This window comes from Rhizobium sp. BK060 (assembly GCF_014193145.1).
Classification (GTDB): Bacteria; Pseudomonadota; Alphaproteobacteria; order Rhizobiales; family Rhizobiaceae; genus Rhizobium.
The window spans coordinates 109493-129291 of record NZ_JACHYW010000017.1; the positions used below are offsets into that span (position 1 = coordinate 109493).

At 61.3% G+C, this 19799-nt stretch carries 18 protein-coding genes and 1 pseudogene; 4 read left to right on the forward strand and 15 right to left on the reverse strand.

Annotated elements, in window-relative coordinates:
• Positions 1–16 precede the first annotated feature (16 nt).
• The 7 genes and pseudogenes from FHT71_RS19525 to FHT71_RS19555 all read right to left on the reverse strand — a co-directional run.
• Positions 17–520: pseudogene (locus FHT71_RS19525) on the reverse strand (alcohol dehydrogenase catalytic domain-containing protein); the annotation flags it as partial.
• Positions 517–1293, reverse strand: coding sequence for an alpha/beta hydrolase (locus FHT71_RS19530; protein ID WP_132589550.1), 777 nt, complete (start codon positions 1291–1293; stop codon positions 517–519). The gene FHT71_RS19530 and the pseudogene FHT71_RS19525, both read right to left, overlap by 4 nt.
• Before the next feature lie 81 nt (positions 1294–1374).
• Positions 1375–2223 carry an oxidoreductase gene (locus FHT71_RS19535; RefSeq protein WP_132589548.1) on the reverse strand — a complete coding sequence of 283 codons (849 nt, stop codon included), beginning with the start codon at positions 2221–2223 and terminating at the stop codon, positions 1375–1377.
• Positions 2224–2264: 41 nt separating this feature from the next.
• Positions 2265–2777, reverse strand: a complete 513-nt coding sequence (locus FHT71_RS19540; protein WP_132589775.1) for a cytochrome P460 family protein — start codon at positions 2775–2777, stop codon at positions 2265–2267.
• 24 nt (positions 2778–2801) lie between these two features.
• On the reverse strand, positions 2802–3848 hold the full coding sequence (locus tag FHT71_RS19545; protein WP_132589773.1) for an alpha/beta hydrolase: 1047 nt from the start codon (positions 3846–3848) through the stop codon (positions 2802–2804).
• Positions 3849–3925: 77 nt separating this feature from the next.
• Positions 3926–4342 (reverse strand): organic hydroperoxide resistance protein, encoded by a 417-nt coding sequence (locus tag FHT71_RS19550; RefSeq protein WP_183721513.1) that lies wholly within the window; start codon positions 4340–4342, stop codon positions 3926–3928.
• A gap of 34 nt (positions 4343–4376) precedes the next feature.
• Complete coding sequence (locus tag FHT71_RS19555) at positions 4377–5651, reverse strand: epoxide hydrolase family protein (protein ID WP_132589544.1); 1275 nt, start codon at positions 5649–5651, stop codon at positions 4377–4379.
• 252 nt (positions 5652–5903) lie between these two features.
• Between FHT71_RS19555 and FHT71_RS19560 the strand changes: the two genes are divergently transcribed.
• The 3 genes from FHT71_RS19560 to FHT71_RS19570 all read left to right on the forward strand — a co-directional run bounded on the left by FHT71_RS19560 (position 5904) and on the right by FHT71_RS19570 (position 10574).
• Entirely contained in the window at positions 5904–8765 is a 2862-nt protein-coding gene (locus tag FHT71_RS19560; RefSeq protein WP_183721516.1) for a winged helix-turn-helix domain-containing protein, read from the forward strand.
• 568 nt (positions 8766–9333) lie between these two features.
• Positions 9334–9579: a hypothetical protein gene (locus FHT71_RS19565; protein ID WP_183721519.1), complete on the forward strand. Its 246-nt coding sequence runs from the start codon at positions 9334–9336 to the stop codon at positions 9577–9579.
• A gap of 521 nt (positions 9580–10100) precedes the next feature.
• The gene (locus FHT71_RS19570; RefSeq protein ID WP_132589539.1) at positions 10101–10574 is read left to right on the forward strand and encodes a YbhB/YbcL family Raf kinase inhibitor-like protein; all 474 of its coding nucleotides are present in this window, start codon (positions 10101–10103) and stop codon (positions 10572–10574) included.
• 174 nt (positions 10575–10748) lie between these two features.
• On the opposite strand, the gene FHT71_RS19575 is transcribed toward FHT71_RS19570, so the two are convergent.
• Positions 10749–10997, reverse strand: coding sequence for a hypothetical protein (locus tag FHT71_RS19575; RefSeq protein WP_132589537.1), 249 nt, complete (start codon positions 10995–10997; stop codon positions 10749–10751).
• A 174-nt stretch (positions 10998–11171) separates the two neighbouring features.
• Here FHT71_RS19575 and FHT71_RS19580 point away from each other — a divergent pair, with 174 nt between their 5' ends.
• Positions 11172–11384, forward strand: a complete 213-nt coding sequence (locus FHT71_RS19580; RefSeq protein ID WP_246699482.1) for a hypothetical protein — start codon at positions 11172–11174, stop codon at positions 11382–11384.
• Between the two features lie 481 nt (positions 11385–11865).
• On the opposite strand, the gene FHT71_RS19585 is transcribed toward FHT71_RS19580, so the two are convergent.
• The 7 genes from FHT71_RS19585 to FHT71_RS19615 all read right to left on the reverse strand — a co-directional run bounded on the left by FHT71_RS19585 (position 11866) and on the right by FHT71_RS19615 (position 19666).
• The gene (locus FHT71_RS19585; protein ID WP_132589535.1) at positions 11866–13557 is read right to left on the reverse strand and encodes an ABC transporter ATP-binding protein; all 1692 of its coding nucleotides are present in this window, start codon (positions 13555–13557) and stop codon (positions 11866–11868) included.
• On the reverse strand, positions 13554–14498 hold the full coding sequence (locus tag FHT71_RS19590) for an acetamidase/formamidase family protein (protein WP_183721522.1): 945 nt from the start codon (positions 14496–14498) through the stop codon (positions 13554–13556). The genes FHT71_RS19585 and FHT71_RS19590 overlap by 4 nt, the downstream gene beginning before the upstream one ends.
• Positions 14499–14559: 61 nt before the next feature.
• Positions 14560–16161: an ABC transporter substrate-binding protein gene (locus FHT71_RS19595; protein ID WP_132589531.1), complete on the reverse strand. Its 1602-nt coding sequence runs from the start codon at positions 16159–16161 to the stop codon at positions 14560–14562.
• Positions 16162–16186: 25 nt separating this feature from the next.
• Positions 16187–17107, reverse strand: coding sequence for an ABC transporter permease (locus FHT71_RS19600; protein ID WP_132589529.1), 921 nt, complete (start codon positions 17105–17107; stop codon positions 16187–16189).
• Complete coding sequence (locus FHT71_RS19605) at positions 17107–17955, reverse strand: ABC transporter permease (protein WP_183721525.1); 849 nt, start codon at positions 17953–17955, stop codon at positions 17107–17109. The genes FHT71_RS19600 and FHT71_RS19605 overlap by 1 nt, the downstream gene beginning before the upstream one ends.
• Positions 17955–18536: an ANTAR domain-containing protein gene (locus tag FHT71_RS19610; protein WP_132589525.1), complete on the reverse strand. Its 582-nt coding sequence runs from the start codon at positions 18534–18536 to the stop codon at positions 17955–17957. The genes FHT71_RS19605 and FHT71_RS19610 overlap by 1 nt, the downstream gene beginning before the upstream one ends.
• The gene (locus FHT71_RS19615; protein ID WP_183721528.1) at positions 18533–19666 is read right to left on the reverse strand and encodes a transporter substrate-binding protein; all 1134 of its coding nucleotides are present in this window, start codon (positions 19664–19666) and stop codon (positions 18533–18535) included. The genes FHT71_RS19610 and FHT71_RS19615 overlap by 4 nt, the downstream gene beginning before the upstream one ends.
• Between the last annotated feature and the right edge of the window lie 133 nt (positions 19667–19799).

The window sequence follows — 19799 nt, forward strand, 5'->3', positions numbered from 1 at the left end:
GCAACACCCGGTTCCTGCGGCCGATCACATGACCGCCCCTGAGCTTGATGATCTGGGTGAGAAGCAGGCCAAGGCCCCCCGCTCCTGCATGCACGAGAGCGATATCGCCCTCCCCGTGGTTAGAAGTCCGTGGCAAAGTGGCTGGCGGTGAGCCCCTGCATCATCACCGCGGCGGCGGTGCGATCGTCGATCGAATCCGACACGGGAACGAGCGCATCCCCCGAGATCGCTGCCCGCTGCGCGTAACTTCCCGCCTAAACCCAGGCGACGCGGTCGCCAGGCCGGAAACGGTCGACTCCGGCGCGGATCGAAATCACGCGACCGGCGCCCTCCACGCCTAGCACTTTCGGATTCGGAGTATCCGTCCAGGCGAGCCCGCGTCGAACGCCAGTGTCCATAAAATTCACGCCCGCGGCACAATCTCAACCAGGACTTCTCCACGCGCAAGGACGGGCTCCGGACGCTCGACAAGTTCGATAACTTCCGGTCCCCCGGTTCGCCTCATTACGATTGCTTTCATCGCGATGCCTCCGCAGCCGCCTTCTCTATCAGCCCCGCGACCGGTTCGGGATTCGAAACCATCACAACATGAGAGGCACCCTTGATCACCACGGTATCCCGCGAGTGTGCCCGTGCAGCCATGAAAGCCGAAGCTTCCGGCGGTATGTTCCTGTCCCCGTCACCGTAGATGAACCAGCTGGGGATCTGCTTCCATGCCGCTTCCGTTTGGGCTTCGTTCAGCGCCGTTTCTTGAATGGGTCTTTGTGTCGCTGCCATGAGCCTGGCTTCGGCTTCAGGAAGGTCGGCGGCGAACTGCTCGTGGAACTTGTCCTGCCGGATGTAGAGATCCTTGCCTCCGCTCGACAGGGCGACCGGTGGCGCGAGGGTCGGACCAAGCGTGCTGCCGGGAAATTTGCCGGCGAGTTGCGCGGTGGTCTCGCCCGCATCCGGCGCGAATGCCGCGACATAGACCAGCGCCTTGACGTTTGCATAACCTTCGGCCGCTTCGCTGATGACAGAGCCGCCGTAGGAATGCCCAACGAGGACGACAGGCGATTTGATGGAGCCAAGGATGTCGGCGACGTCGCCGGCGTCATTTTTCACGCCGCGTAACGGATTGGCGACAGCCACAACGGGATAGCCGTCCTTCTCCAGGATTTTGACGACGCCGTTCCAGCTTGAGGAATCGGCAAACGCACCGTGAACCAGAACGATGGTGGGTTTGTCGGCCTGCGCATAAGCATTACCGAACGAAGCGCTGGCGATTGCCAAGACTGCAAGCAGTGTTTTCATATGATATATCCTTCATGGTTGATCGAAATGGCCGGCTGCGGTGGGCGCGCAGGCGATGGGAACGTCGGATTGCTCCGGCGATCAGCCGCACGTGCTGGTTTCCTGCGGGAAATCCGTGGACAGGCTCAGCTCTCGCCAGAGGCGGAGCTCTTCCAGTTTCGTACGATCGGCCCGCTCGATTGCCTCTATGGCATCGCTACCCAGCGGCAGGCGTAACGGTGGCCGATCCATCGCAGTGACCTCGAGGATAGCCTTTGCGGCCCGCGCCGGGTCGCCGGGCTGACGGCCATTGAAAGCTCGCTGCATACGAGCTGCGGCCCCCACGACCGCGTCGTATTCTGACCTTCCGTCTTTCAGCAAGGTTGAAGATCCCGCGAAATCGGTCCGGAAGCCCCCCGGCTCGATGATCGTGACCTTGACGCCGATCAAGGCCATTTCCTGAGCAAGCACCTCGGAAAAGCCCTCCACACCCCATTTCGCGGCAGAGTACGCAGCGCGACCCGGAGCGCCGACGCGTCCGCCGACCGATGAGAACTGGATGATATGGCCGCGGCGCTGCTCACGCATTATCGGAATGGCGGCCTTGGTCACGATGACCGTCCCGAAGAGGTTTGTCTCCAACTGTCTGCGGAATTCATCAAGATCCGTGTCCTCGACTGAATTGACATCGCCGTAACCGGCATTGTTGACGAGCACGTCAAGCCCGCCAAAGCTCTCTGTTGCCAAGTGGACTGCCGCTTGAGCGGCGGACGGATCGGTGACATCGAGCGCAGTGACCCGGACAGCTTCACCATGGCGCTCAGTGAGATCGGCCAGTTGCACAGGATCACGCGCTGTTGCAATGAGGCGGTGACCCGCGTCCAGGACCGCTTCGGATAAGGCCCGGCCGATGCCGCGCGAACTTCCAGTAATCAGCCATCGTTGTGACATGGCCTTTTCCTTTCTAGGCAGCAGCACTGCCGATATATGGGCTACGGCGCGAACCGCGTGAAGACGTAGTCGTGCCCCTGAACGCTCGCCTCATGACAGGCGAAGCAGGTCTGGTGCTGAGCCTCATCGACGGGCTTGCCGTTGACAAACCGACCAAAACCCCATCCGCCGGTGGCAGCGTATTTCTTCGAGTCCTTGACCATCACCTGGACGGTTGTTGCCGCGCCGGGAACGGATGCGGGTTCGAATTCAGGCGATTGCTCCCGCTTCCATGCGAGCTTGACGAGGACCGTGCCATCCGGAAACGGCAGCGTGCCAGCCCGATATGCTTCGCTTGCAATCGAATTCCCGACGACTGCACGAAGCTCGTTCAGCGGGTCCGCTTCCAGCGCCGGCGCGACCAGTTCCCACCCCCGGTAGCCGTCGGGGATCGTCACGCCGTAGATCGGCGACGCATTCGTCACGTTCGAACCAGCACCGGCTCCAAGCGCGGCGCCCGCGGCTCCGATCAATGTCGCTGCCAGCCCGGCCAATGCGAGATTAAGGCGTCTCATCATTATGATCCTTCTGTCGAGTGGCTAGAACCGGTCGACGTCGATGACCGCCTGGGCGAAGGCCTGAGGTGCCTCCTGCGGCAGGTTGTGACCGATGCCGCCCTTGATCAGCCGGTGCTCATACTTGCCGGCAAATCTCTTGGCGTAGACGCTGGGGTCCGGATGGGGCGCGCCATTGGCATCGCCCTCCATCGTAATCGTGGGCACACTGATCATTGGAGACGTGGCGAGCTTCTTCTCCAGGTCATCGTATTCCGGTTCCCCATCGGCGAGACCGAGCCGCCACCGGTAGTTGTGGATGACAATATCGACATGGTCCGGATTGGCGAAGGCTGCCGCGCTCAGCGCGAAAGTGGCGTCGTCGAATTTCCACTGCGGAGAGGCGAGCTGCCAGATGAGCCTGGCGAAATCGTCGGTGTTTTTGGCGTAGCCGGCGCGACCGCGTTCGGTGGCGAAATAGAACTGGTACCACCACTGAAGCTCTGCCTGCGGCGGCAGTGGAGCCTTGTTCGCCGCTTGGCTGCCGATCAGATAGCCGCTGACCGATACCATCGCTTTGCAGCGCTCCGGCCAGAGCGCGGCAACGATGTTGGCGGTCCGCGCGCCCCAGTCGTAACCTGCGACGACGGCCTTCTGAATTCCCAGGGCATCCATCAAAGTTATGACGTCAACGCCGAGCGCTGCCTGCTGGCCATTCCGTGCAGTGGTGTCCGACAGGAAGCGTGTCGCCCCGTAGCCGCGTAGATAGGGCACGATCACCCGGTACCCTGCGTTCGCAAGCAAAGGCGCTACGTCGACATAGCTGTAGATATCATAGGGCCAGCCGTGCAGAAGGATGACCGGCGGTCCGCCCGGAGGGCCGTCCTCGGCATATCCTACGTTGAGCAGACCCGCGTTGATCCGCTTGAGCGAAGCAAATGATGTTCGTCGCTTTATTGCGCCGGAGGTTGCGGCTTGCGTACCGGCACCTTGTGCACGCGCAATGCCAATAGCGCCAAGCTGCGCCGCGGCCAGGGTGGCGGCAGCGATGCCGAACAGATGCCGGCGGTGATGGTCTACTTTTTCCGGAATTCTGACGATGTTCATTGCTTTGGTGTCCTTCGGTGTGCCGTTGGCCAGCGATTCGATCAACGATCGACCCAACGGGGCTAAATGACGTTGATTTCGACTTCTATGTTGCCGCGTGTAGCCTTCGAATAGGGGCAGGTCTGATGGGCTGCATCCACGACAGCTCGTGCCAAGTCGCGGTCGAGACCGGGGAGGCTCACATTGAGGCGCGCGCTGAGAAAGTAATCACCCTCGTCGGTGTTGAGATCCACTTCCGCATCGATCGCCAGGCCAGCAGGCAGTGCAACGTTCATCTTGCGGGCGGCGATCGCCATCGCGCCCTCGAAGCAGGCCGACCAGCCGGCAGCGAAAAGCTGTTCCGGATTGGTACCGCCTCCCGTGCCGCCTGGCGTCGAGAGCCGAATATCCAGCCTGCCGTCGGAGCTGCGGGAAGCACCATCCCGGCCGCCAGTAGTGCGGACTTTGGCGGTGTAGAGCCGTTTTGCCTGTGCAGTCATATCGTCGTTCCTCATTAACGAAGGTGAGTGCTCGTCAGCGCAGCGACCTAAAGGCCGCCCGAACTTCTCGGGTGAAGATTTCCGGCTGTTCCCACGCCGCGAAATGGCCGCCGTTCTCGGCTTTATTGAAGTAGACGAGGTTGTGGTAACAACGCTTGGCCCAACTCCGTGGCGCGCAATAGATCTCCCCGGGAAACACCGTCACCGCCACGGGAAGCTGAGCGATGTCGACGGCATTGAAGTTGTTCGAATGGTCTTCCCAGTAGATCTGCGCCGCGGATGTTCCGGTTGCGGTGAGCCAGTAGAGGGATATGTCATCGAGCATCTCGTCCTTGGTCAGGACCCTCTCGGGGTGCTTACCGCTGTAGGTCCACTGGGCGAACTTTTCGTAGATCCACGCAGCCAGGCCGACCGGGGAATCCACCAATGAATACCCAATGGTCTGTGGCCGGGTAACCATCATGGCGGCATAGCCAGAGCTGTCCTTGTAGAAGGTATCCAGAGCATCGAACGCTGCCCGTTCGTCCTCCGTCAGATTGTTCGGAGCCGGTCCGCCTGAGGCGAGAATGGCAGCGATTTCCTTCGGCACGGTTCCAGGCATATTGACGTGGATGCCAATCAACCCGGGCACGTTCTGGAGCGCCATGCGATGAGAGATCACCGAACCGCAGTCTCCACCTTGCGAAACATAGCGATCGTATCCCAGGCGCTTCATGAGGACAGCCCAGGCACGACCAATATGATCGGAGCCCCAACCGGTGGTCGTCGGTTTCCCTGAAAAACCGAAGCCGGGGATGGAGGGTACGACGAGGTGGAACGCATCCTCTGCGGCACCACCATGCGCAGTGGGATCGGTGAGCGGGCCTATGACTTTGAGGAACTCAAGGATCGAGCCAGGCCAGCCATGCGTCATGATCATTGGCATAGCCTTCTCATGCGGAGAACGGACGTGGATGAAGTGTATGTCGAGGCCGTCAATCTCTGTGACGAACATCGGTAGCGTGTTCAGCCTGGCCTCGACCTTTCGCCAGTCGTAGTCGGTCATCCAGTAGCTGACGAGGTCCTGGAGTGTCGCCAGTTGCACGCCCTGAGACTGATCCGGGACGGTCTCGCGACCGGGCCAACGCCCTGCGGCCAGACGTCGACGCAAATCGACGATTGCTTCGTCTGGAATGTTGACCTGGAAGGGGCGTAAAGCCTCACTATCGACCGCACTGCTCGCCTTCGCAGGAAGCAAGCCGAGCGCGCCTGCAGCCAATGATCCGGCAAGCAGGTGGCGCCGCGTGAGTGACAGGGACGGGGTGGACATGGTCATTCTCTCCTTGGGCCGGCAGAGTGGCTGCTTCGACACATAAAGAAGGATCGCCTGACGAGCCCGTTATGCGTTATGAGGGATTGTTAGCGTTCATTGGCAGAGAGAAGTTTTGGAAGCGGGCAGCCACCATGTTTTTCTTGCAGGTCCTCAACGGCGCGAGAAACCATCGTTCATGCAAGACGCGACATGGTGGGGTCTTGAGTGGGATATTGTTGCAGACCTCCACAAGTCGCAAAGGATGATGGCATGACGCAGTCGGCGAGCGAGACGATCTCGTTTGGTGCCTTTTCCTTGAATGCAAATGAACGGCTTCTGCTTCGAGACGGGGCGCCTGTGGAACTCGGCAGTCGCGCGTTCGACATCCTGGTCGTTTTGACCGAGCGCCCGAATGAAGTCGTCGGTAAGAAAGAACTGCTCGATCGTGTGTGGCCCGATGTCACCGTCGAGGAAGGCAGTTTGCGGTTTCACATCGCCAATCTGCGCAAGGCATTAGGCGACGGGCAGGACAACGCGCGATACATCTCGACCCTGTCCGGGCGAGGCTACTGCTTTGTGGCGCCAATCCAGCGATCGAGCCTGGGCGACGATGTTCCAGGAGAGATCGCCTCCAGTTTCCCAAAGGCCAATTTGCCGGGCCGACTCGCCCGCATGGTGGGCAGGGCGGACGAGACTGCAGCACTCTCCGCTCTGCTGGCCGAGGAGCGGTTTGTGACTGTCGTTGGCACTGGCGGGATCGGCAAGACGACCGTTGCGGTTGCGGCAGGCCATGATCTGATAAGATCCTTCGATGGCGCCGTGCATTTCGTCGATCTCGGCGCATTGGGCGATCCTTGCCAGGTTGCGGCGACGGTAACCTCAACTCTCGGGGTTTCGTTTCAGTCCGAAGATCTTGTCTCAGCTCTGGCCACCTATCTGGCGGACAAGCGAATTCTCCTGATCCTCGACACCTGCGAGCATGTCATCGAAGCAGCGGCGGATCTCGCCTGCCGCATCTTTTCCGCTGCGCCTCAGCTTCACATCATTGCGACGAGCCGCGAGCCGCTCAATGTCGAGGGCGAACACGTCTATAAATTGGCGCCGCTCGCCTGCCCACCGGACAGGCCGGATCTTACGGCCACTCTGGCGCAGGGCTTCCCCGCGATCGAATTGTTTATGGAGCGGGCCGCCGCTGGCGGGGCTCGCCTTGACCTCGGCGACGCGGATGCCGCGGTCGTGGCCGCCATTTGCCGAAAGCTTGACGGAGTGCCGCTCGCGATTGAGTTGGCGGCTGGACGGGTCGCAAGCCATGGTATTCAGAAGACGGGCACCCTCCTTAATGAACGCCTGTCTTTGCTCTGGACTGGACAGCGAACCGCGCCGCCGCGCCAGAGGACTCTCCAGGCCACGCTCGACTGGAGCTCCAGTCTGCTATCGGAATTCGAGCGGCAGCTGCTTCGCCGTCTTTCCGCGTTCGTCGGCCACTTCACGATCGATGCCGCGCTCTACGTCGTGACGAACGCCAATATCGACGAGACGATGGTTTTTGGGGCCTTCGACAATCTCGTCGCTAAATCGATGGTCGCGACACGGCCCTCCGGAGCGACAATGCGCTATCGGCTGCTGGACACCACACGCGCCTACGCCCTTCAACTTAATGTCGGGGAAGCCGAGTTTGCAGATTTGGCCGCACGTCACGCGCTCTATTATATGCGATGGCTCGAAGAGACCGGGGCCGAATGGCCGACTCTATCGAGCGCGGTGCAACGGGCGCTGCACCTCGATGGCCTTGCGAATGCGCGCGCGGCCCTGGACTGGTGTTTTGGGTCCACCGGAAACAGGCAAGTCGGCATCCGCCTTGCCGCCGCTGCAGCCCCGGTCTTTCTGTCGATGTCCTTGCTGAGCGAATGCCACCACTGGACAGCCAAGGCCATAGAGGCTCTCGACGATGCCATGTACGGCGGCCGTGAAGAGATGCATCTCCGGGCAGCGATGGGAGTCTCACTGATGTTCACGCATGGCGGCACAGATGCCGCGCGCGTTGCATTGGAACGAAGCCTGGCAATTGCGGAGGAGCGCGGTGAGGGATTGGACAAGCTTCAGGTTCTCGGCCCCCTGCAGATGTTTCACCTGCGCACCGGGGAATTCAGGATCGCCCTGAATTATGCAGAGCGCTGTTCCTCACTGGCGGAGGCCCTGGAGGATGGCGGCTCCGCAACGTTGGCATACGCCCTCATGGGTATTTCGCTGCACCTAAACGGCGAGTTCGGTCGCGCGCGCGCGGCACTGGAAGCTGCGTTCCGAATTGGGCCGCGATCCGATCAAACTACGACCTATTATCTCGGCTTCGACGGGAAGGTTTTGGCCGGCGCGATACTCGCCAGGACTCTGTGGCTGCAGGGGCTTTCCGACCAAGCGGTCGAGCAAGCCTTGCAGACGATTGCGGACGCGGAAACTCTGGACCATCCTCTCACTCTGTCCATCGCCTTGATTTGGGCCATATCGGTATTCCTCTGGGTTGGCGATCTCGAACGTGCGGCCAGCAACACAGATCGTCTTCTCTCAACTGCCGAACTCCATTCGCTACGCCCATACCTTGTGGTCGGCCGGGGCTTTATGGGCGAACTGGCCATTCGTCGAGGCGACCTCGACAATGGCATCGTCAGCTTGCAGCATTGCATTCGTGAGCTCCACAAGGCACCCTATGAACTGCTCAGCACGCCGCTTACGCTCTCGCTTCTTGAAGGCTTGGCAGCCGCTGGCCGGGTCACGGAAGCGTTGGCGCTCGTGGACGAGACGCTTCAGTCGGTCGAGGCGAACGGTGATTTGTGCTACACGGCGGAGTTGCTTCGCGTTAAAGGCGGCCTTGTGCTTGCGGCATCGCAATCCAACAACGACGACGCTGTAAAGTTCCTGACGCGGTCGCTTGAGATCAGCCGGCGCCAAGGCGCGCGGGCTTGGGAGCTGCGCACCACACTCTACCTGGCGGCGCTCCTTGCCGATCGCGATGAACGCGAGAATGCTCGAGAGGTTCTCCAGCCCATGCTCGAACGGTTCGCGAAAGATCCCGACTCTGCCGACCTGAAGTCTGCTGCTCGCCTGCTTGCAACATTGAGCGGTCTGGCGCCATAGATTAGAATGTTTGATCCCAGGCTTTGATGGAGCATTCTTGTCTTCCGAATCAAAGGATGCGCTATGGGCCAGGTTCTTCACGGTAGCAGCTGGTAACTCCCATCCTTTCCGTTCTGCAAGCTGCCGGCAAACGAGAAACTGATCATCAACCGCGGATTTTGGAGGGAGAAGGAGCAGCGGGCATAGAGTGCAACACGGGACATCGGGATTCCTGGCATTCAAAGTGAAGGCCTTTGCCAACGATCTGAACCGCGGAGAAGCCGCAAGGTTAACTATCCAAAGGAAAACAACTTGCGCTCGGGCACGCTGCACCTGCGACAACCGGCTCAATATCCAACGCGGCACGCTTGAAAGCTCGATCCTGAACAGGCTCGACAAGCACCTGATGGAACCGGAGCTCTTCAAGGAATTTTGCGAGGAATTCACGAGGGAAGTAAACAAGGCCGATGGAAGCGCGGGCCTCACTTTGTCCGGCTGAAGGAAGATCAACGCATCGACCGCGAACTGGATCCACTTTCTCGATCTCATCCTCCAAGGCGGTGCGGCGAAGCGGATCAATGAGAAGATGGTGGCTCTGGAAAGGCGCAAAGAGCAACTGTCCACGATGCTCGCGACCGCAAGCGCCGCCTCCCCTGCTGCATCCCAACTCGCCAAATATTGCGACGACGAGATCGCCGCCCTCCACCACCAGCTCGGCGATAAAGATGCGCGAGGCCGTGCCACGCAAATGCTGCGTACGCTTGTCGAGAGAATCGAACTGGTTCCGGATGGCGAGAAATTGGTGATCGTGCTTTGCGGCGCCTGGCCATCCTGACCTTTGCTGCGGCAAGTAGAACCCGGCCTTCCTCGAACAGAAGGGGGTTCTTGAGGAGCTGATCCGACAGGGATCGATGTCCGAAGTCCAGAAACACAAAAAACCCCCATGGGGGCTCTCTGGTAACACACCGATCGTTGGTTGCGGGGCAGGATTTCATCTTAAATTGCGACAGTCATGGATGCCCGACACTAGTGCGAGAACTGCTGGTTGCCGAGGACCGTAGCGGACTTTTTCTTAGCGCAGCGCAAGCGTTGGCATCCTCGTCCACCCGATATCCATCCCAAGATAACGTCCTTTGTCATCGACAGACGGTCGCGCTGATTTTGCTGACGCCGGCAGGTAGCGTGTAGATGAGGATCGCTATAGAATTATGCTGAAGCCGATTGCGGGTCGACGTCCTGGACATCGTGCGCCAATAGGCCGATGCTGTTGGTCTGGAGGCGCCCACAGATTGCGTGGGCACGGGTATGCCGTGCGTGCCGCAACGAAACGGTTTCTTGAACTCGCCGAGGCTCCACATGGCGTTTACTATCGCATCGCCCGCCTTTCACAACGGCGGAACCATTCCCAGGCTTTACACCTGCGAAGGGCAAGATATTTCCCCGCCTCTCGAATGGACAGGCATTCCGACCGGAACCAGAAGCCTTGTATTGATCGTCGACGACCCCGACGCACCGGATCCGGCCCATCCGAAAATGACCTGGATACACTGGATTGTTTTCAACCTGCCCCCCGATCTGAAGGGGCTTGTGGAAGGGATTTCACATTTGCCAGCAGGCGCCCAGACAGCGAGGAATGGGTGGAACAGCAATGCGTATGGCGGCCCTTGTCCTCCGATCGGTGTGCACCGCTACTTCTTCAAGCTCTACGCGCTCAATGACCGCCTCGCCCTATCGGCGGCGGCTAGCAAGGACCAAATCGAAGCGCAAATGCGCGATCACGTGATTGCCGGAACCGAGCTCGTCGGCACCTATGGCAAAACAGGGAAGTGACCGATATAGGTCGACCGAGCACTCGATTAGACGTTGTCGCCGATTGATCAAGATGAAGAACGCCGCCTCTATCGTCCAAGACTTGATCCGTTATTGAAAACAACGCAGGCCGTCTTAGCACCTTTTCGGGGATCCCGGGCCCCGGGGCCGGTGCCCCACTTGAAAAAGTCGACGTCACATGGCGTCGCGGGAGCTCGGCGATTGCGAGCGTTGATACATCGTCAGCGCCCACTGCGTTCGGAGTACGTCCAGATACATGATGTAAACGTCACCCTGGCTGCCCCTAACCTTGAAGTATCGGTAGTCGGCGCCATGCCACTGATCGAGGTTTTCGACCACTTCGACCTGCCGGCCGTTGAGGTAGAATCGTCGGAGTTTTTCGACACCACCTTCGTCCACGAAGGTTTCGACCTGGACTTGCATGGCGCGCTCGCTGTTTTCTCGGGCGAAAGGCGGCGGAGCGCGCCTCCGGCCAGTCGGAGCGGGATCGTTCTTGGATAAATAGCGGCAGGTGGACGAGAAGAAAGGGTGCACGGTCCCTCGCCGCATGTCTTGGACGCCCCCTGCGGCGATACGGTTGGTATCGAGATCCCGGCGATGACGCAGGCCATCGGCCTCGACGACGAACCGAGCTGGGGGATCGTGTCGGAGCACAGTATCGACGAATGGACGAATGGCGGGCTGTCGCCGGTTCCCGGCAAGCGGAGCGAGTTCAGCTACGGCTTTATCCCGCCGGGGCTGTTCGCGAAGGTCACGGCCAGCTTCCTCGTACTGGCGAAAGCGAAGAAGAGCGGTGCGGTGCGCCGCTGACCATGGAGCTGCGATAGGACGCACCGATGACCGGCGTTGCCTTTTATGCCCGCTATTTGATGGACTTGTCCCGAGAGATCCATACACCCCCGGTTTCGGTGGTATTAAAAAGTTCTAACGACGCGTCGTCCGCATGCCTACCTGCCCCGGATCATGTCCGCGGCTTTTGACCCCACGCTCACCACCATGGCTCTTCTGCCACACCCAGCTTGGGCTGGTTTGAGACCCGCTCCTGAAAGCCGATCCCGAGGGGCCTACCCTCATCTTTCACGCAGCTTCTCAGCATGTTGTCAGTTCGCCATCGAGCCTCCTTCTGCTTGCTGCAGCACACTGTGGACGGGCACTAATTTGACTTTGGTCGCCAATGTGCGCGCGGTGTAGCATGGCTTTGGCCTGGTGGCGTCTTCGGCATCCGTAACGTCATGGCACACCTTCCGCATCCGCTGCTGCACCACGATCGCCTTGCTTCGGAGCGGCTTGCCTACCCGGCTATGCTTTCGGATTTGCGATAGAGCGTTGGATCGGGGATTGGCACCGCATTCATCAGCGCCCTGGTATAGTCGTCGCCCGGGTTTTCGAAGATCTGGCGGCGCGTGCCCGCCTCGACGATCTGTCCGCCGTGCATGACGGCGATCTTGTGCGACATGCGCTCGATGACGGCCATATCGTGGGTGATGAAGAGATAGGCGAGGCCCATGGTCTCCTGCAACTCCAGCATCAGATCGAGCACCTGCGCCCGCACCGAGACGTCGAGTGCTGCCACGCTCTCGTCGGCGACGATCAGCTTCGGTTCGAGTGCGAGCGCGCGGGCGATGCAGATGCGCTGGCGTTGTCCGCCGGAAAACTCGTGCGGATAGCGCGTCGCCGCATCCGGTGTTAGCCCGACGCGCCGCAACAGTTCGGCCACCCGTTCGCGTCGCTCGGCAGGCGTGCCGATACCGTGAATGGTCATCGGTTCTGCAATCGCCTTGCCGACCGACATGCGCGGATCGAGCGAGGCATAGGGATCCTGAAAGATCATCTGTGCCGAGCGGCGCACACGCCGCATCTCGTGCTGCGACAGGCGGGAGATGTCGTAGCCGTCTAGTTGCACCGACCCGGAGAAGGGAATGAGGCCTAGAACCGCCTTGCCGGTCGTCGATTTACCGGAGCCGCTTTCACCGACGAGGCCCATGGTCTCTCCCGGCATGATTTCGAACGAGACGCTGCGGACAGTTGCGGACGCTGACCGCCGGCCGAACAGCATGCCGGAGCCTCGAGCGTAGCTGACGCAGAGATCGCGGACATTCAGGACCGGCGCCGATGCGCCAGCCCTCGGCTGCGGCTCGTCTTTCGAAACGCGCGGCGGACCGTCGGTGCCGGCAAAGGCGCCGAGCCGTGGGACGGCGGCCAGCAGCCGGCGGGTGTAAGGCTCGGATGGGCTCTTGAATATGTCGAGCGAACTGCCCTGCTCCACAATGCGGCCATGCTGCATGATCGCCACCCGATCAGCCATCTCGGCGACGACGCCCATGTCGTGCGTGATCATGACGATCGAGGTGCCGAACTCGGTCTTGAGCTCTCGCATCAGCTTGAGGATCTGCGCCTGCACCGTCACGTCGAGCGCTGTGGTCGGCTCATCGGCGATCAGCACCTTTGGCCGGCAGGACAGTGCCATTGCGATCATAACGCGCTGGCGCATGCCGCCTGAGAGTTCGTGCGGGTATTGCTGCAGGCGCCGCGCCGGATCGGCGATGTGCACCGCCTGCAGCATCTGCCGGGCGATCGCCTCGGCATTTCCCGCCTGCTGATGTTCGCGGATCGCTTCTGTCAACTGAGCACCGATGCTCATGACAGGGTTGAGCGATGTCATCGGCTCCTGGAAGATCATGGCAATCTCACCGCCCCTGACATGCCGCATCTGGCTATCGGAGAGACCTGTGAGCTTCCTGTCGCCGAGGCTGATATTGCCGGATGTGATGCGTAGCGAGGCCTTCGGAAGCAGCCCCATGACGGAAAGCGAGGTCACCGACTTTCCAGACCCGCTTTCGCCGGCAAGGCAGAGCGTCTCGCCCGGCTTGAGATCGAAGCTAATATCGTTGAGGACCCGCTTCAGCCCCTCCGGTGTACGGGCATCGACACAGAGATTTTCGACGCGCAGCACCGGCCTTGCAATGGTTTCCGTCTCGGTCACGAAAGGACGATCCTGGGGAAATAGAAGGAGACAACCCAGTTCGGCATGTCGACGATTTCGCTGATGCGCAGATCGCCGCAGACCGAGCAAAGCATATAGGCATCGACGGCGCTGTAGCCGTGTTCGGCAGTCAGCAGGTCGATCATGCGCATGACAGCATCACGGGCGCCGGTCATCAGATCCGGACCGATGCCCGTCGTCACTTCATAGCCCATGCCGTCGAGATGACGCGTCACCGGCTCGGTCACCGTGAAGCGTGGCGTCTTCAGATTGGCGCCCTTGACGAGATCCAGCGTCAACTCCACGTTCATCTGGCTTTCGATCGCCGTGCCGCAGACTTCGCCGTCGCCCTGGGCGGCATGCGTGTCGCCGACGGAAAACAGTGCGCCTTCGACCTCGATCGGCAGGTAGAGCGTCACGCCGGCGGTGAGATCGCGGATGTCCATGTTGCCGCCGACCTGGCGGGGCGGCACGACGGAATGCAGGCCGGGCTCGGCCGGGGCGACGCCGATCGTGCCGGCAAAGGGCTTCAATGGCACCTTGCCCCCCGGCCCGAAGGCGGCCGGCGCCATGGAAGCCGTGTCGTAACTCCACACATGCAGGGCCGGATCCTTGAACTGATCGGCAAGCAGGCCGAAGCCCGGGATGTTGGCTGTCCAGCCCACTCCCGACGGATGAAACTTGCGGATCGTCACCTTGAGCGCATCGCCCGGCGTTGCGCCCTCGACATAGACCGGACCGGAAACCGGGTTGATCTTGCCGAAGTCTAGATTGGCAAGCGTGGCGAGCGTGGCGTCGGCGCCGATCTGGCCGCCGGACGAATCCATGCATTCGAACAGGATGGTTTCACCCGGCTTTGCCGCAAGCGCCGGCGCGAAGTCGCGGTTCCAGCCGAAGTTATGCTGGGCGCGGTGGATGGTGTGGCTGCAGATGCTGCACATGGCACGTCTCCGGAAAATATGGCTTCCCGGCTCATTGCCGGGAAGGCGGGGACCCTTGGCGTTACTTCACGAAGATCGCGTCGTAATTGATAACGCGGGTCGGATCGATGTAGATGTTGTTTTCGCCGCCCATGCGCAGCGACTTGGCAACCACACGGCGTTCGTTGGTGACTGGGATCCACGGCGCATCGTTCATAGCGTCGGTGAAGATCTTCTTCCAGGCTTCCACGCGGTCCCCGGACTTCGCCGGATCCGACATGGAGTCTGCCGCCGTCGCCCGCTTATCGAGCTCGGCATTGCAGTACCACGACCAGTTCCAGCCGCCCTGCACGGCGCCAGCGCAACCAAGGATCGGACCGTAAAAGTTGGAGGGATCGGGGAAATCTGCGATCCAGGCCATGCCACCCGACCAGATCATCGGCGCCTCGCCTTCGGTGCCGCCAGCGGCGATCACGTTGCCCTGTGCCAGCGCGCGGATTTCGGCCTTGACGCCGACCGCCGCAAGATCCTGCTGGATCGCCTGGGCGATGCGCGGTTGCGGATCGGTGTTGGTGGCGTAAAGCACGGTCTGGAAGCCATCGGCAAGACCGGCCTCGGCTAGCAGCGACTTCGCCTTGGCGACGTCGTAGGCAAAGCCCGAATAATCGCTGTCGTAACCAGGCATCAATGGCGGCAACACTTCCTTGGCGGGCGTCGCGCGGCCATTGAGGATGCGTACGATGCGGTCCTTGTTGATCGCATGGTTCACCGCCTGACGGACCTTCAGGTCGTCGAAAGGCTTCACCTTCGTGTTCAGCGTCACGTAACCGGTGTGGAGCTGTTCACCATCGACGATCATCTGCGCGCCGTCTGGCGAATTCTTGATTTCCAGGAATTTGGCCGGTGGAATGCCGTCGCCGGCGATATCGACCTCGCCCTTTTGCAGGCGCAGCAGCGCGACGAGTGGCTCCTGGCCGACCTCGACCGTGAAGCCATCGATCTTCGGCGTATCTTTGATGTAATAGTCCGGGTTCTTTTCGAAGACGAGCTTCTGGCCGATCACCCAGTCCTTGAGGACGAAGGTGCCGGAACCGACGGGCTTCTTGCCGAAATCCCCGCCGGCGGCCTCGACGGCCTCCTTCGGCACGACCGAGGCGAAATTGATCGCCAGCACATGCAGGAAGGTCGCGTCCGGCCTGGAGAGCTTGAAGACGACGGTGCCGTCGTCGGGGGTCTCGATACCGGCAAGACCGGTCGCCTTGCCGCCGGTCAGATCTTCAAAACCGTTGATCGCGCCGAAGAAGCCGGCACCGGGGCCTTGGGTCTTCGGATCGACGGCGCGCTCGATCGAATATTTGACGTCGGAGGCGACCACGTCGCGTCCGCTCGAGAACTTTACGCCCTTGCGGAGCTTGAAGGTGTAGGTGAGCCCGTCGGGCGCGACCTCGAAGCTTTCGGCAAGCGAGGGAACGAGGGTGGCCGTACCGGGCTCGTAGTCCATCAGGCGCGAATAGAGGCTCTTGATCATCGACCAGTTGACCCAATCGTAGCCGATCGCCGGGTCGAGCGTGACGATGTCGTCCTTGTAGGTAACAACGATGTCCTTGCCCTCGGCCATGACGGCCAGAGGTGCGAGCATGATCGCCGCGGCAGTGGTCGTTCCGAGTAACCAGCGTCTGAGCATTGTGAGGTCCCCTTTTTTTCTCTGGTCAGGATGTTCTGATACGTGGGTCCATGAAGGGCGCAATGAGGTCGGCAAGAAGATTGCCCGTCACGATGGCGAGTGCCGATGTCAGCGTTACGCCCATGATGATCGGGATGTCGACCTGCTGGATCGCCTGCCAGGCCAGTTGGCCGATGCCGGGCCAGCCATAGACTGCCTCCACCACCACGACGCCACCCATGAACTGGCCGATATCGATACCGATCATCGCCACGATCGGTAGCATGGCGTTAGGCAGGGCATGGCGGAAGATGATGCGGCGCGACGACAAGCCCTTGGCGCGGGCCGTGCGCACATAGTCCTGGTTCAGCACGTCGATCATCGCCGAACGCACCATGCGCGCGTACCAGCCGGCGCCGAGCACGCCAAGCGTCGTTGCCGGCAGCACGACATGCGCGAAGCTGCCGTATCCGCTCATCGGAAACCAGCCGAGCGTAACGGCGAAGACATAAAGAAGCAGCAGTGCCACGACAAATTGCGGCGCCGATACGCCGACGAAGGAGGCCATCATCACGAGGCGGTCGACGGTACCGCCGCGCTTCACCGCCGCGACGGTGCCGAAGGTGACGCCAAGAACGACCTCGACGGTGATGCCGGCGGCCATCAGGATCAGCGTTGCCGGCAGACGCGCGACAATGAGTGTCCAGACTTCCGTCTTCTGTGCATATGAGCGACCGAGATCTCCGTATAGGAGCCCGGAAAGATAGGTCCAGAACTGAATGATCAGCGGCTGGTCGAGGCCGAGTTCGTGGCGGATGGAAGCGACGGTCTGCGCGGTGGCGCTGCGGCCTGCGATCATCCGCGCCGGATCGGCCGGCAGCGCATAAAGCAGCACGAAGGTGATGGCGGCGACGCCGAGGAGAATAAGAAGCGCCTGCCCGAGGCGGCGAAGAAGGACGAAGGCCATCAGCCCCTGCCCCTCTGCGTCGGATCGAGAATGTTGCGCAGGGCATCGCCGACGAGATTAAAGGCAAGCGCGGTCAGGAGGATGACCATACCGGGGAAGAAGACCAACCACGGAGCCGCCTGAAAGTAGCTCTGGCTTTCGAAGATGATATTCCCCCAGGAGGGTTGGGGTGGCTGGACCCCGATGCCGAGAAAGGACAGCGTGGCTTCAAGCAGCACCGTCGTCGCGATACCGAGCGTACCCCAGACAATCGCTGTCGGCACCAGATGTGGAAGGATATGCAAAAGCAGGATACGGCCGTGACCGGCGCCGAGCGAACGTTCAGCCATGATGAAATCACGCTCGACGAGGCCGCGCGTCTCGGTATAGACGATGCGCGCCACCTGCACCCAGTTGACCAGCGCGATCACCATGGCGACGATCCACAGACTGGGCTTTAAGAGCGCCGCCAATACGATAGCGAGCAGCAGCGCCGGAAAGGCCATCATCAGATCCGTGAAGCGCATCAAGATGTTGCTCGGCAGGCCGCGCAGATACCCCGCGACGATGCCGACGAACAGGCCGATGGACACGGCGATGCCGTTGGCGACGATGCCGATGATCAGCGACGTGCGCGCGCCAAACAGCATGCGCGAGAAGAGATCGCGGCCGAGCGTATCCGTGCCGAGCAAAAATTGCCCGCCCGGTGGCATGGGCGCGCCTTCAAGCGTCAGGCCGTCGAACATCTGGTCGTCGGGACTGAAAGGCGCGATCAGCGGTGCGGCCAGCGCCAGCACCACGACCGCAACGACAATCACCAACCCGAACAGCGCGGCCGGCTGCCGTGATAGCGAGCGAAGTATGCCCATCAACCGACCTCCGGCAGGGGTTCGGCCCCGCCGAGGACGATTGCGGCGAGTTGCTCCATCGTCAGGCGACGCTGCATGGCGTAGTCGCGGAGCATGCCGTAGGCCCTCTCTTCATCGAGCCCACGCACGGCACGCAGCTTCTCGACCGCCGCATACACCAGAGGCCGCATGCGGAGGCGCTGTTCGAGATAGCGCAGCTTGTCGGCAACGACGCGGCGTTCCTGATGGATCGACACTGCCATCACCAGAGCAGGAAAGATGGCGGACGCGGCAACCGGCTTCGGAATGATCGCGCTTGCACCCTTTTCCATGGCCCAGGCAATACGGCCCGGCGCCTCGGAACCGAGCAAGGCCACCAGCGGCTTGCCTGATGCGCCTTCGCTCGGCGGCAACAGATCATCCCAACCCTGATCGGCGTCGACCAGAACGAGATCGGCCTCGGCCCATGTCGAGAGCGGCTCCCAGCGGCGCGTGGCTCGGATGCCAAGCAGGCCGAATTGACGCTCCAACCTGTCGGTGTTGCTGTCTTCGCGATGCAGGATCACGGCGAGCCAACCTGTGAAATTCGGCGTCCTGCTCATGACACGACCCTCAGCTTGGCAGGCATGGAGGTGCCGCGCGTGGTGAGATAGGGGTCGGCGGCAAGCGCCGGGCGGGAAGCGATGATATCGAAGCCGTTGTCGTCGCTGATGCGGCCGAGATGAAACGGCAGCGCTGCGTGATTGGTTCGTCCGTCGATTTGCAGCGGCCCCAGCAGAGAGTCCCATGTTCGGCCGTAAACGGCACGGCGCACCGCAGCGGGCTCGTCACTGCTCGCAGACAGGATCGCGGCAATGCAGAGATCGACGGCTGCATAGGCGCTGGCGAAAACGCTGGAGATGCGCCGGTCCCGTCCATAACGCAGCGCGGCGCGGGTCTTGAACTCGCGATTCTCGTGCGTGTCGAGCGTGTCGAAGTAGGATGCCGCACAGAGCTGGCCGGTAGCAGATCCCTTTTCGATCAACTCGAGTTCGCATTCCATCAGATCGCAGCTGACCACGGGGCAGTTCTGCGGACGGAAGGCGGGATCGCTATCACCGAGCTGTTTCATTGCCTCCAGAAAGGCGTAGCTCGACGGTCCGATGAGATTGTTGAGCACGAAGCTCGGGCGACGCTCGGCGATTTCAGCGATGATTCGATCCACTGCCGTTTCCTCCAGCGGCAGGTAGCGCTCGCCGAGAACCTCGCCGCCCGCATTGGCGATCAGTTCGCGCGCCAGTCGGTTCATCTCCCAGCCCCAGACATAGTTGGCACCGACAAGATAGGGTCGCGCGCCGTAGCGGGGAATGAGGTACTCGAAGGCGGGGATCAGATGCTGGTTCGGGCAGCCGCCGAGATAGATGACGCTCTCGTTCGCCTCGAAGCCTTCGTAGGGGCACATGTACCACAGCAGGCCGTCATGCTTCTCGACCAGTGGAATGACTTCCTTGCGTGCCGCAGATGTGATCGTGCCGACGATATGGCGGCAATCGGCGCGCAACATCTGCTGGGCGCCGTCGAGATAGGCTTGCAGGCTGGCGTGCGGATCATAAAACACCGGTTCGATGACGCGACCCGTTCGCTTGACGCCGTCCTCGACGGCAAGCATCGCGCCGTCACGGGCATCCACGCCCATCGCCCCATAGGGGCCGGTGGCGGAGTAGAGAATACCGATCTTCAGCGCGTCGTCCATCATAGCCCAAAATACGAAAACCCCATGACGCTCATCCCGCTCATCGGCGGGGCGTCATGGGGCGAAACTGCCCAGCGACATCGAAGTCATGTGAAACGCGGATCCAAACCTGCCTAATCCGCAGGCTTGATTA

Excerpts from the sequence above, each read along its gene's own strand:
- FHT71_RS19530 (WP_132589550.1), bottom strand. The coding sequence starts at position 1,293 with ATGAAAACACTGCTTGCAGTCTTGGCAATCGCCAGCGCTTCGTTCGGT.
- FHT71_RS19535 (WP_132589548.1), bottom strand. The coding sequence starts at position 2,223 with ATGTCACAACGATGGCTGATTACTGGAAGTTCGCGCGGCATCGGCCGG.
- FHT71_RS19540 (WP_132589775.1), bottom strand. The coding sequence starts at position 2,777 with ATGAGACGCCTTAATCTCGCATTGGCCGGGCTGGCAGCGACATTGATC.
- FHT71_RS19550 (WP_183721513.1), bottom strand. The coding sequence starts at position 4,342 with ATGACTGCACAGGCAAAACGGCTCTACACCGCCAAAGTCCGCACTACT.
- FHT71_RS19555 (WP_132589544.1), bottom strand. The coding sequence starts at position 5,651 with ATGTCCACCCCGTCCCTGTCACTCACGCGGCGCCACCTGCTTGCCGGA.
- FHT71_RS19560 (WP_183721516.1), top strand. The coding sequence starts at position 5,904 with ATGACGCAGTCGGCGAGCGAGACGATCTCGTTTGGTGCCTTTTCCTTG.
- FHT71_RS19570 (WP_132589539.1), top strand. The coding sequence starts at position 10,101 with ATGGCGTTTACTATCGCATCGCCCGCCTTTCACAACGGCGGAACCATT.
- FHT71_RS19575 (WP_132589537.1), bottom strand. The coding sequence starts at position 10,997 with ATGCAAGTCCAGGTCGAAACCTTCGTGGACGAAGGTGGTGTCGAAAAA.
- FHT71_RS19580 (WP_246699482.1), top strand. The coding sequence starts at position 11,172 with ATGACGCAGGCCATCGGCCTCGACGACGAACCGAGCTGGGGGATCGTG.
- FHT71_RS19590 (WP_183721522.1), bottom strand. The coding sequence starts at position 14,498 with ATGTGCAGCATCTGCAGCCACACCATCCACCGCGCCCAGCATAACTTC.
- FHT71_RS19595 (WP_132589531.1), bottom strand. The coding sequence starts at position 16,161 with ATGCTCAGACGCTGGTTACTCGGAACGACCACTGCCGCGGCGATCATG.
- FHT71_RS19600 (WP_132589529.1), bottom strand. The coding sequence starts at position 17,107 with ATGGCCTTCGTCCTTCTTCGCCGCCTCGGGCAGGCGCTTCTTATTCTC.
- FHT71_RS19605 (WP_183721525.1), bottom strand. The coding sequence starts at position 17,955 with ATGGGCATACTTCGCTCGCTATCACGGCAGCCGGCCGCGCTGTTCGGG.
- FHT71_RS19610 (WP_132589525.1), bottom strand. The coding sequence starts at position 18,536 with ATGAGCAGGACGCCGAATTTCACAGGTTGGCTCGCCGTGATCCTGCAT.
- FHT71_RS19615 (WP_183721528.1), bottom strand. The coding sequence starts at position 19,666 with ATGGACGACGCGCTGAAGATCGGTATTCTCTACTCCGCCACCGGCCCC.